The 12,952-nt window shown below is 31.3% G+C and carries 10 protein-coding genes; 9 read left to right on the plus strand and 1 reads right to left on the minus strand.

The features are described from left to right. Positions 1–161 precede the first annotated feature (161 nt). Positions 162–2,414, plus strand: a complete 2,253-nt coding sequence (locus JOC47_RS11065) for a SpoIIE family protein phosphatase (protein WP_204702140.1) — start codon at positions 162–164, stop codon at positions 2,412–2,414. Here JOC47_RS11065 and JOC47_RS11070 read toward each other — a convergent pair. After that, a complete protein-coding gene (locus tag JOC47_RS11070; protein WP_204702141.1) occupies positions 2,411–3,676 on the minus strand; it encodes a DUF2225 domain-containing protein in 1,266 nt (421 codons plus the stop codon). The two genes, JOC47_RS11065 and JOC47_RS11070, sit on opposite strands and share 4 nt — an antisense overlap. A 225-nt stretch (positions 3,677–3,901) precedes the next feature. Here JOC47_RS11070 and JOC47_RS11075 point away from each other — a divergent pair, with 225 nt between their 5' ends. The 8 genes from JOC47_RS11075 to JOC47_RS11110 all read left to right on the plus strand — a co-directional run bounded on the left by JOC47_RS11075 (position 3,902) and on the right by JOC47_RS11110 (position 12,893). Next, positions 3,902–4,498 (plus strand): class I SAM-dependent methyltransferase, encoded by a 597-nt coding sequence (locus JOC47_RS11075; RefSeq protein ID WP_204702142.1) that lies wholly within the window; start codon positions 3,902–3,904, stop codon positions 4,496–4,498. An 82-nt stretch (positions 4,499–4,580) separates the two neighbouring features. Continuing rightward, positions 4,581–5,228, plus strand: coding sequence for a protein-L-isoaspartate(D-aspartate) O-methyltransferase (locus JOC47_RS11080; RefSeq protein ID WP_204702143.1), 648 nt, complete (start codon positions 4,581–4,583; stop codon positions 5,226–5,228). A 424-nt stretch (positions 5,229–5,652) separates the two neighbouring features. Further along, positions 5,653–6,936: an alpha-amylase C-terminal beta-sheet domain-containing protein gene (locus tag JOC47_RS11085; RefSeq protein ID WP_204702144.1), complete on the plus strand. Its 1,284-nt coding sequence runs from the start codon at positions 5,653–5,655 to the stop codon at positions 6,934–6,936. Positions 6,937–7,107: 171 nt separating this feature from the next. After that, complete coding sequence (locus JOC47_RS15920; protein WP_204702145.1) at positions 7,108–9,831, plus strand: HD domain-containing phosphohydrolase; 2,724 nt, start codon at positions 7,108–7,110, stop codon at positions 9,829–9,831. 194 nt (positions 9,832–10,025) lie between these two features. Further along, positions 10,026–10,595: a class I SAM-dependent methyltransferase gene (locus JOC47_RS11095; protein ID WP_204702146.1), complete on the plus strand. Its 570-nt coding sequence runs from the start codon at positions 10,026–10,028 to the stop codon at positions 10,593–10,595. Between the two features lie 27 nt (positions 10,596–10,622). After that, a complete protein-coding gene (gene rnhA / locus JOC47_RS11100) occupies positions 10,623–11,063 on the plus strand; it encodes a ribonuclease HI (protein ID WP_204702147.1) in 441 nt (146 codons plus the stop codon). A 35-nt stretch (positions 11,064–11,098) separates the two neighbouring features. After that, positions 11,099–12,343, plus strand: a complete 1,245-nt coding sequence (locus tag JOC47_RS11105; RefSeq protein WP_239551140.1) for an EAL and HDOD domain-containing protein — start codon at positions 11,099–11,101, stop codon at positions 12,341–12,343. Positions 12,344–12,692: 349 nt separating this feature from the next. Beyond that, on the plus strand, positions 12,693–12,893 hold the full coding sequence (locus JOC47_RS11110) for a cold-shock protein (RefSeq protein WP_204702148.1): 201 nt from the start codon (positions 12,693–12,695) through the stop codon (positions 12,891–12,893). The last annotated feature ends 59 nt before the right edge of the window (positions 12,894–12,952 follow it).

Genomic DNA, 12,952 nt, shown 5'->3' on the forward strand with positions numbered 1-12,952 from the left:
TGGACAAGGATTTGCAGGAGTTAGCAGAGTTGGCCCAAGATTTACAAGGATTAGTAAAGCAGTTTACAGTTTAAAATTTTCATAAAGGTAAATCCCCCTTCAATATAGAATAGTTTATATAGCGGAATAATGTAGTAATATGTCGAAGGGAGTTTTGCTTTATGAAAGATGAAGAAGAATTAAATAAAAAATTAATTGCTGGACTTAAATTGAGACATTTATTATACGGAAATATATTTTATATCTTATTATCTGTTCTGTTTGCTTCTATGATACTAATGACAGGATATGAACTATTAAAAGAACTTATCTTTAGTAATTTAACTGCGTGGGGGTCTCATTTAATTACCATTATTTTTGTTTCGTCGTTGATAACTATTTTATTTAGTCTAATCATTATTCATTATCGTAATTTATGGACAGAAGTAGCTACTAAGATTAATAATTATGGTCAAGATTTAAAAGAGGAACGTGATAAATTGGCTACTTATATAGAAACAGCTCCTTATGGTGTTTTTGTGGTTGATGAAAATGGTAATTATTTGGAAGTTAATGGAGCAGCAACAGAGATAGCCGGTTATAGCGAAGAAGAACTATTAGAAATGAATATTTTAGATTTACATCCCTATCTTTCTAAAGAACGAGTGGGATATGTTTTTTCCCAAATTAAAAATAGAAAGCAGTTTAAACAAGAAATGCCTTATACTACTAAAAGTGGGGAACAACGTTGGTTTTCTATTAAGGTAGTTAAATTATCTGAAACTCGTTTTTTAGGCTTCGTAGAAGATATAACAGAACGAAAAAATATAATGCAGGATTTAAAGATGAAAAATAAAGCCATTCAAGAGTCAGCTACTGCCTTTGTATTTAGTGATCAGGAGGGGCAATTAACTGAAGTTAATCAATCCTTTCTAAAAATGTGGGACTATCAGCAGCCAGAGGAAATTTTAGGACAAACTCCAATGGCTTTGCATCCGGAAGAAGAAAGAGAAAAAGTAGAAAGATCAATGCAGTATATTAAAAAAGAAGGTTCCTGGCAGGGAGAGTTGAAAGGGCTGCGATCTGATGGCTCTTTATTTGATATCAATATTTCCTGTACTGCTCTAAAGGATAATCAAGATAAAGTGCAAGGCATGATGGCTTCATTTATTGATATCACAGAACGTAAAGAAACTGAAGAAAGATTAAGAGAGAAAAAAGATCAATTGCACTGTAATTTTGAAGAACTGATGGTAACTAAACAGCAATTAGCAGCTGCTAATGATTTGCTAGTAGATCAAATTAAAAGTGCTAAAGAGATTCACAATCAATTATTAACCCGTAATTTTCCTCAAGTTGATGATTATTTTATGTCAGGAATATACCAGCCAGCTGAACATATTGGTGGTGACTTTTATTATGCAATCGAATTAGAAAATGAAGTAGTATTTTATTTAGCTGATATTACAGGACATAGTTTAGATGGAGCTTTTTTAAATGTCTTTCTCCGAGAAACAATTGATAATTATTTATTTTCTCATTCATTAAGGACTGCACTATCTCCAGCTGAAATTGTTGAATTTGTCACAGATCGTTATCAGGAAGAAAATTTTACAGCTGATTATTTTATTAGTCTAGTTTTATTTGTTTTAGATAAAGAAAGTAAGGAAATCAAATATACTAATTTTGGTTTTCAAGTTTTGCCGTTATTAGTCAAATCTGGTGGAGTAGAAGAATTAAATTTAACTGGATTACCAATTAGTACAGCAATTGATAGAGAAAAATATGAGTTTAAAGAAGAAGTTTTTAAATTAGAACAAGGAGATAAGTTAGTCGTTACTACAGATGGTTTAGTTGAAGAACAGATTGAAAAGCAAAGGTATGGTACTACAAGACTAAAAGAAATAATAGAGCAAAATCAGCAATTACCACTAGAGTTCGTCTTAGAAAAAATCAATTTTGATTTTCAAAATTTCATTACTTCTCAAGACCAAAAAGATGATGTAAGTATTTTAGGCATAGAGAGAGAAGAAGTGATTGATAAAATAGAATTATGTATTGCTAGCGATTTTGAACTACTTAAGCAAGTAAAAGAACAGTTCCTTGAGTTTGTTGCTCCTTATACTAATCAAGGGGAAATGCTAGTAATGGGATTTCATGAGATGCTGATTAATGCTATTGAACATGGTAATCAAGGCGATATTTCCTGCCAAGTTGAAATCTTTATGTTAGTGACTTCTAATTATATTAAATTAGTAATTAAAGATGAAGGGCGAGGATTTCATTGGGATAGTAAGTTACAGCAGGGACTTGACCAAAGTGATTTTACTGAACGGGGGAGAGGGATTGCTATTACAGAAGAAATTTGGGATAAGATTTGTTATAATTATTTAGGGAATAAAGTAGTTCTTTACCAATCGCGAAGTGAAATCTAACTTCGCGATTGTTCTTTTTTTTGTCTTCTTAATTCTATAAATTTATCTCTAGCTATTTGTTTTTGTCGAGGGTTAGTTTGGGGACTACGGATTAAATCATCTAATAATGGTAGAGCTTTTTCATGATGCTCGTGTTTAGCTAATAATAAAGCTAATAATAAGGTTAATTTATCTTCTTGGGGGCGTGGTAATTTAGTAGTGCTGCTATTAAAATAAAATTCTTGTAAATGAGTCATAGCTTTTAATGAAGCTGCCTCTGATAATTCTTCGGCCTTAACATCTTCATAAAGCCAACTTAACCGGAGCCAAAGGTAACCTAATTTACCAGGGCTGGCTGCAATTAAATTATATAACTTAATTGCTAAATAATAAGCATTAAAAACTTGGTTTATAGTGCGTGGTTCACTATACTGGGGTTGATAATCTGTTCCGAATATTTCTGTAATTTGTTTTTTGAAGTTATTTTTTATCTTTTTCTCCTGCCGACTTGAAAAATCAAAAAAATCAGCTTTGCGGGCAGCATAAAAGCAATTAGGACAAATCCAAACTTTGTACCAAGCTGGGGCAAAGTTCTTATAAATTGGTCGTAAGTCATCTCTAATTGTTTTTAATCGTAACTTAGAGTTGCGTATCTTTTTTACTGTGCTTTTAGATTGACAGATGGGACAAGTGATCTCTTTATTATAGGTATATTGAGTCAAAGTACTGTCGGCGGTAATATTATACTTTTGATGACCGGGAAGATAAAAATCTTCTGTTTTAGTTATTTTAATAGTATTATTATCAACTTTCTTTTCTGATTTTTCATTACTTTCATTATTTACTTCAGGGGGAGTTTCTTCTGGATTAGAAATTTGAGCTGGTTGATTTAATGGTGGTAATTTTAGATTTGATTCTTGTAACCACTGAATCCGACTGCAGAGAGTAGTAATGATATTTTCATTTAAGATAGGTTCTTGATGCATTAATGATTTCAAATCTTCTGGGTTAAAAGCTAATAAAGTAGTTTCTTGAGCTGTTTCAGCTCGTGAAATATAATTATTTTTTTCTAAAAGAGCTGCTTCTCCTACTATATCCCCAGACTCTAGTCTGGCTACTTCTTTTTCTTTTTCGTCATCTTGAATAAATAATCGGACTAGACCTTCGAGAATTAAGTATACTTGCTCTACTTTATCTCCATAGCTAAATATATTCTTTTCTGCTTTGAAGTTTTGTGAAATACTATATTGAGATAGTTGATCATCTAGTGAATAATTAGTCATTGTATTTTTGTCCCCTTTTTCTACTTATAATTAGATTTTAATGAATAATAAATGTAGAGCTTAAAATCATTTTACAGGAAAATAAATGATTTTAAAGAAATTATTAAGCAAGTTATTAATTTTATATTTAAATTTCAGCCTTATTAACGAAAAAACACGAAATATTTATTTAAATACTATCATAAATTGCTCAAATTTTAAAATCAAATTGGAGGTTTCTGAATTATGAAAGAAGAAAAAACCATTAATTATTATAATCAACAAGCTGAAAAATATTACAAGCAAACAGTAAATGTGGATTTAACAGCACTCTACCCACAATTTCTAAAACATTTAGAGAAAGGAGATCATATCTTAGATGCAGGTTGTGGTTCGGGACGTGATAGTCTCTATTTTTTAGAACAGGGGTATCAAGTAACAGCAGTGGATGCTGCAGAAAAACTAGCTCAGCTAGCAGAAGATTTAATAGAGCAAGAAGTATTAAAGATGAGATTAGAAGAATTAAATTTCAAATCAAAATTTGATGGAGTCTGGGCTTGTGCGTCTTTACTTCATTTGTCGAATGAAGAGATTAAAAAAGTTCTTAAAAACTTCACTCAAGCTCTAGTAGCTGAGGGAATAATCTATATTTCGCTTAAATATGGTGAAGAAGAAAAATTTAGAAATGGTAGATTTTTTAATTATCATAATGAAGAGTCTTGGCTAAACTTAATGGAGGGAATAGAAGATTTGACTATAGTTGAATTATGGCAAACTGGTGATTTGAAAGAAGATGGAAGAGATGAAAAATGGTTAAATGTATTATTACAAAAAAGTAAGTAAATTTTACTGTTTATTATTAAGCAATACATATTTGTAATAATAGCGGGAATTATAATTGATGTTATAGAAAGGAGTGGATAATATGGGAGATGATAGTTTAAATGATGCTAAAGAAAAGATGATTAAGCAGCATTTAATTCCGCGGGGTATAAAGAATGAACGAGTTTTAGCAGCATTCAAAAAGGTACCACGTGAGGAATTTGTTCCGCCTGAAATAGAAGCAGAAGCTTATCAAGATCGCCCTCTACCGATTGGTGAAGGACAGACAATTAGTCAACCTTATATAGTAGCTGAAATGATTCAGGCTTTAGAACCTACACCAGGTGATAAGATTTTAGAAATTGGCACAGGCTCAGGTTATGCTGCAGCAGTTTTAGCGGAAATAGTAGAAACTGTGTATGGAGTTGAACGTCATCAGAGTTTAGTTGATGAAGCTCAAACTCGATTAACTAGATTGAATTATGATAATGTAAAATTAGAGGTAGGAGATGGAACAATAGGTTGGGCAGAAAATGCACCCTATGATGGTATTTTAGTGAGTGCTGCTGCTCCAGAAATACCTAATTCATTAGTAGAGCAGTTAGTTAAAGGAGGATATCTTGTAATTCCAATTGGTACTAAAAATATTCAGCAATTATATCAAATTAAGAAAATAGAAGATGATAAAATAACTAAGAAAGAATTAGGGCGAGTTAGATTTGTACCCTTATTAGGAGAAAAAGGGTGGTAAGATACATTAAGTGTAAAAAACGGAATTATTTTCTTGACATTGCTCTGATAAGTTGCTAATATAATTATATAGTCTGCTTAAATTGGGATGCTTGCTACTATCTTAGCTATATTTCTTTCACTTTGTTGTTCTACTTTCCAACATTATTTTTCTAATCTTCTTTTTAAGTGGTAGTTTCTACTCAAGTATATAAGTTTTATAACTTTAAAATAGATTGGTCAATCAAGAGAATAAAATTAAATAAGTTTAGGAGATTATAATCATACTCATGACTTGAGATTTAAGTACTCAAGTTATGAGTATTTTTTGTTCTAATGGAGGTGATAAGTTTCTATGTTTTATTGATGCTAGAGCCCTTCAGGTTTTAAAAACCCGCAGGACTGCTAGTCGGCCAACAAAAAATATTAGGGTGGAGGTTTAGCTAATGATAAAAAGAAGAATAAAAAGAAATTTGATTGTTTTAGTGATTTGTTTTATCCTAGTATTCTCATTAACAGTTGGGTCCGTAGAAGCAGCTTATTCTGGTTCGGGCAGAGATGTAATGTTACAGGGTTTTCATTGGAATTCTTGGCAATATGGAACTTGGGATATTATTAAGAATAGTGCAGATGAGATTGAAGATGCAGGATTTACAATGGTTTGGTTTCCGCCGGTTTCGAAGTCTACTGGAGGAACTGGTTATTTACCTAATGAATGGTATAATCTTTATTCCAGCCACGGTAGTGAAGGACAATTACGAGATGCTGTAGATGCTTTGAATGCTAGAGGGATTAAGCCTTTAGCAGATATTGTAATTAATCATCGAGTAGGAACTTATGGCTGGGCAGATTTTAGTTATCCTGCTTTTGATAATAATCAGCGGGCTGTAGCTAGTAATGATGAATGGAGTAGTGCAGAGGGGAATTATGATACAGGAGATAGTTATGGTGCTGCCCGAGATTTAGACCATACCTATGGTGATGTACAATCTGAGATAAAACATTGGTTAAATTGGTTAAAGAATAATATAGGATTTAAAGGATGGCGCTATGATTATGTTAAGGGCTATGATGGAAAATATAATGGCATGTATAATTCTGCTAGCAATCCTTACTTTTCTGTAGGAGAATTATGGCCTGATATAACTGGCAATTATTATGCTTCTGGTAGTGAAGTTAATTACCATCGGCAGCAATTAATGGATTGGATTAATGCTACAGGAAGAAAGTCTACAGCTTTTGATTTTACTACTAAATGGCAGTTGATGTTAGCGACTTCTCGTAGTGAATATTGGCGTTTGAAAGATCCAAGTGGTAAAGCAATTGGAGCAATTGGCTGGTGGCCAAAGATGGCAGTTACATTTATTGATAATCATGATACTGGTTCTTCTCCAGGTGGCGGACATGACCATTGGGCTTTTCCATCATCTAAAGTAGAACAAGGCTATGCTTATATTTTAACTCACCCTGGAACTCCTTGTGTTTATTGGCCCCATTATTTTGATAGTGGTAATGATTTGAAAAATAAAATTAAGACTCTGATTCAATTGCGACGAGAACAAAATATTAGCTCTACTAGTGCAGTAAACATTGTAGCAGCAGACAGTGGTAAATATGCAGCGATAGTTAATGGTAATTTAGCAGTTAAAATTGGTGGAGCAAACTGGAATCCAGGTTCTGGCTGGAAGGTTCGTGCTTATGGTAATCAATGGTGTGTTTGGACTAGATAGAGTAAATACATCTTGTAGAAATTTTAATTAATTTAAAGGATTTTAACTAAACTTGTCGAAATATAACAAAGAGAAGTTATCGTTAATTATAATAACAAGCAAGAAGATAATTAAATCTTAATCAGTTAATTTACTAATTATTTTACTAGTGGTCAGTGGAGGGAAAAAGCAGTGGGGAAAATATCTTTAGAAAAGGTATTTAATCAACAATTAAAACGAACATTAATAGTAGTAATTATTATATTAATTTTAATTTTAGCTTCAATTTTAGCTATAGTTTATAAATATATTTATAATAGTGAAAGACAGCAGGCACGTACTTCGATTGATTATTTTTTCAAAAATACAGCTCATGTCTTAAAAAGGACTGAAAGAGATTATAATCAGCAGTTAAAGAAAAGCTTGGTAAATTTCACTAAAGATTATACCACTAGTAAAGATCAAGCTTATCTCAATCAAAAGATGAATGATATTAAAAGTGAAATTTATCAGTTAAATGAGGGTCATAAACTGCAGGTTAAAGATGTTAATTATTACTTTATAAATAGGCAAGGGCTTATTTTTGCTACTGATTATAAGCCTGATCGGGGTTTAGATTTGTCTCAGGCAGAAGAATTTTGGTCTCAATTAAAAAATCTAGAAACAGGAGAAGTATTGTTATTACCTTTTGATGATGAGACTTTAACTTCAAGACTGCGATTATATGCTTATGTTAAATTACCTGATGGTAATTATTTTGAGATAGGAATTTTATTTAAAAATTTACAGAAGATATTATTGCAAGAGATTAAAGAAATTAATCAAAATCCTAATTTCAAATTGCACTTATTCACTTATGAATTTGATCCATTATTTAATGAAGATCAGAAGTTAAGTAAAGAAGAAAAAGAACTGTTGAAACAATCAGAAAGAGAAAAAGAGTTAATTACTAAAGCTGAATCTCTTTTTGTAGAAAAATATTATCAAGCGTGGTCTTCAAAATATGGAAATTTGTATGGAGTAGTAAGTATTAATCACAGTTCTTTGAATGTAATCTTTAATTTGATTTTATTATTGTTTGTAGTTATTATAATAGCTATTTATTTAGCCCATCAAAAGATAAATCAAAAGATAGAAGAAATTTTAGTGCCTATCCAAAAAATTTCTCAAGATATGAATAATTTTTATAAAACCCAAGAAACTAATCTTAATATAGACGATACAGGAATTACAGAAGTTGATGATATCATAGATAACTATATTAATATGGCTAATGAAATTGGAGCTAGTTATGAACAGTTAGAAGCCTATAGTGAAGAATTAGAGCATAAAAATAAAGAATTAGAGAAGAATAAAAAGCGAGTCAGAAAGATAATTGATTTATCGCCTAATCATATATTTATTAAAGACCGGCAGGGGGAGTATAAGCTGGTCAATCAAACTCATGCTCAATTTTTTGGCAAAAGTGTTGAAGATTTTCAAGGGTTAACTGAGCAAGAACTCTATCAATTAGATGAAAATAAAATAGATGAATTCCTCAAAAATGATCGTCAAGTAATTGATGATCGAAATAATCAAGTTTTTGAAGGTCATGTGATTGATGACGAGGGGAATAAAATTATTTTTGAGACAACTAAAATCCCTTTTGTTGAGGGCGATGAAACCTACGTGTTAGCTATTGCAAGGGATATTACTGAACAAAGAGCTGCTAAAAATAGAATTAAAGAACAAAAGGAAGAATTAGAAGCTAGCTATCAACAATTAGAAGCTTATAATAAAGAAATATTAGAACTAAATCAAAATTTAGAAACTTCTTATCAAGAACGAGATGCTTTAGTGAAAAAATTAGAAAAATTAATTGATTTAACCGCTGAATTATCAAGGGAAACTTTAAGTGACAGTCAAGAGTTTTTATCACAACTTTTACATTCAGCTTTTGAAATTATTGATGAAGCAGATTATGGCTCAGTTTATTCTTTTGGTGAGCAGCATATTGAATATGTTGATGCGATCGGCCATGATTTAGAAGCACTGCAGAGTTTAGACATTGAAAATGAAGTATTTTCATCTAACCCTACAGAGCCTCAAGTTATTAAAAATATTACTAATAGAACCGAAGATAGATTAGATGAGCAGGTACAAGAAGTTTTCTTAGATGCTACCCGGCCAATTAAAGAAACAATTGTATTTGCTTTAGTGGTTGATGGAGAAAAAAGAGCAGGTTTTAGTTTAGATATAGCTCAAGAGAGTGAAGCAGAATTTAGTCAGCAGTCAGTCCAAATTATCGAAGCTTTTAATAGTTTAGCTATTTCATTTTATATAATGCAGAATTATAATAGTATGCGAAGTGATTTTCAGAGTCAAATTGTTAGTTCTTTGATTAATTTATTAGAAGTACATGATCAATATACTAAAGGACATTCTGAAAATGTAGCTCGTTTAGGGACCAAAGTTGCCTTTGAATTAGGACTATCAATCGAAGAGATCAATGATGTCTATTGGGCTGGTTTGCTGCATGACATAGGTAAAACAGTAGTACCTAAAGAGATTTTAAATAAGCCTGGACGATTAACAGAGGCAGAGTATGAAAAAATAAAGAAACATCCGGTTTGGGGTTATAAAGCTTTAAAAGATTCAGAGCAATTAGAAGATATTGCTGAATATATTTATCATCATCATGAGCGTCCTAATAGTCAGGGTTATCCGGAAGGACTAAGTGAAGTAGAAACCCCTTTGATTTCTAAAATTTTGTCTGTAGTTGATGCTTGGGATGCTATGCGGTCTACTAGATCTTATCGTGAGCCATTATCTAAAGAAAAAGCATTATCAGAAATAATTAATAACCGAGGAACGCAATTTTCTCCTCAAGTAGTAGATGCATTTTTGAAGATTATAAAAGAAAATAATATTTCTTAGTTTTTCCCAAAATCCTTCTGAATGAAAAATTTCAGAAGGATTTTGTTCTGTAATATATAAATTTTAAGTTAAAGCAGGAATAATTAAATTTCTAGAGAAAAAAGTAAATAGAGATAAAAATAAGTCGAAATTTAAAATAATTTCACTAAAATGCATATAATTTATTTTAAATAAGATAATAAGGAGTGAATAATATGGCTCATAAATTTAATCCAAAACATAAAGACAAGTTAGATACTAAACAACGACGTAGAGATTTGCCGCCAGAGAAAATTCTAGAAAAATTTAATTTGCAGACTAATGATACAGTTGCTGATGTAGGCTGTGGTGTTGGTTATTTTACTATTCCGATGGCCCAAATATCTGATGAGAAAGTTTATGCTTTTGATTTGTCGCAAGAGATGTTAGATGAAGTTGCAGTTAAAAGAGAAGAGCATGAACTACATCATATAAAATTAATTAATACAACTCAAGAAGAAGATTATATCCCAGATAAAAAGATTGACTTTATGTTAATGTCTAATTTGATACATGAAGTAGAAGATAAAGAAGAGTTTTTGAGTAATTATTTAAGAGGTGTTAAAAATGGAGGAAGAATAGCAATTATTGATTTTAAAAAGGAAAAGATAAAGCAGGGTCCTCCGTTGTCTGAAAAAGTAAGTAAAGCAGAGTTATATAAATTGTTAGAAGATAAGTTAGCTTTAAAATTAGAGCTAGTTGCTGATTTAAATGAATATCAATATGCTATAGTAGCTAAAAAATAGACTAAAATTTAATATAGGAGTGAAAAGATGAGTGATAAAGTAAAAATTTATACTGATGGAGCGTGTTTTAATAATCCTGGTCCTGGTGGCTGGGCTGCTGTATTAATTTGTAATGAACAGCATAAAGAGATAAAAGGTGGAGTTCATCATACAACTAATCAACAGATGGAATTATTAGCAGCAATTAAAGGTTTAGAAGCATTAAAAAATGCTCAAAAAGTAGAAATTTATTCTGATAGTGCTTATTTAGTTAACGCCTTTCAGCAGGGCTGGATTGATGGTTGGAAGGCTAGAGGGTGGAAAAAGAGTAGTGGTCAATTAAGTAATAAGTTCTTATGGATTTGGTTAGATGATTTACGTCAATGTTATGACCTGGAATTTGTGAAAGTTAAAGGTCATTCTGGCGATAAATGGAATGAAAGATGTGATGACTTAGCCAAAGCAGCTGCTACTGAAATTAGTAGTTAAAGATAAGTAATGGATAAGGAAGGCTTAGAAGGGGGATGATCCAGATCGAATCTTTTGTAGCTCGGCAGCCTATTTTTGATAGAGAAGAAAATGTTTGTGCTTATGAGTTGTTATATCGAGAAGGGCTTGAAAATATTTACAACCCTGAAGTTGATGGTGATGAAGCTACTTCCCAAGTTTTAACTAGCAGTTTTGGGGTAATTGGTATTGAAGAGATAACCAACGGAAATAGAGCCTTTGTAAATTTTACTAAGGAATTATTAATTGATGAAATAGCCACAGTATTTAATCCTAATACCCTTGTAGTTGAAATTTTAGAAGATATTGAACCGACCCCCCAAGTACTTGCTGCCTGTAAAAAAATAAAAGACAAAGGTTATATTATTGCTTTAGATGATTTTGTTTTTGACCCTGATTATTTAGATTTGATTGATATAGCAGATATAATTAAGGTTGATTTTATGATTAGTTCCCTAGAAGAGAGAAAGCGCTTAGTACATATTGCGCAAAATAAGGGGATTGATTTATTAGCCGAAAAAGTAGAGACTAGAGAAGAATTAGAAGAAGCCAAAGAAATGGGTTATTCCTACTTTCAAGGTTATTTTTTTAGTAAACCAGTAATTTTAAAAGGCGATGATTTGCCGGTGTATCCTACTAATTATTTCCAGGTTTTAAATGAGCTGAATACAGATGAACCAGATATAGATAAAATTTCTCAAGCAATTGAAAGAGACATGTCCCTTTCCTATAAACTATTGCGTTTGATTAATTCTGCTATTTTTGCCCTGCGAGAAGAAATCAATTCTATTAAACAAGCATTAGTATTATTAGGATTGGATGAAGTTAAAAAATGGTTTAATTTGATTATTATTAATGAATTATCTGATGTTGATGATGAAGAGGTAATTAAGCTTTCTTTACTGCGGGCTAAATTTGCTGAATCATTATCAGCTAATTTAAACATAGCAGGTGAAAGACATAAGTTTTTTTTAATGGGCTTGTTCTCTTTAATTGATGTATTAATGAATCGTAATTTAAAAGAAGTACTAGAAGAATTACCTATAGCTCAAGAAATAAAGGATGGTTTAACAGGTCAAAAAGGACTTTATAATGCAGTTTTTTCTGCGATGATAGCTTATGAAAAAGGAAAATGGGATAAAGTACAAGCTTTTTTAAATGAGTATAAATTAGAAGAAGAAACTGTAGGGGAAGCTTATTTACATGCAATAGAATGGTCAAATGATATTATTAAGACACAAATAGCTACAGAAGATAAGTAAAACCACAAGTTTTAATCTCTGTTCATGATGCCAGTTTGTGCTAAAGATAGTATCAACTCCTTAATTTATATTAAAGTTTAATATTATCTTATTAATTATTAATTGAAAAATCAAAATTTAATTTGGCTTTTAATTAGGTATATAAATGGTCATAGTGGGTAAAATAATTCAAGAATCAGGATTAAGGTCGGAAAGAGGGATATTTAATCATAGAGGAGATATTATTCCACAGAAATAATTTTTTATAAAAATTGCTAATTCTTTTGACAGATGTAGAACTATGTGTTACAATTGTAGATGTCAAATGAAGAAAAGGCATTAAAAAAGACTAATAGGAGGAATTAGATTTATGGCAACAGGAAAAGTTAAATGGTTTGATACTGAAAAGGGTTATGGTTTTATTGAGCAAGAAGATGGCGACGATGTGTTTGTACATTTTTCTGCAATTGAAGGCGACGGATTTAAAGACCTTGAAGAAGGTCAAGAAGTACAATTTGAAGTAGTTGAAGGAGAAAAAGGTTTACAAGCTGAAGAAGTAAGTAAGCTGTAACTTACAGTCTATTAAATTGCGCGAGCAATAATATAGATTCTCCAAAGAAGTCCCATTTC

It is taken from the genome of Halanaerobacter jeridensis (genome assembly GCF_016908315.1).
Lineage (GTDB): Bacteria > Bacillota > Halanaerobiia > Halobacteroidales > Halobacteroidaceae > Halanaerobacter > Halanaerobacter jeridensis.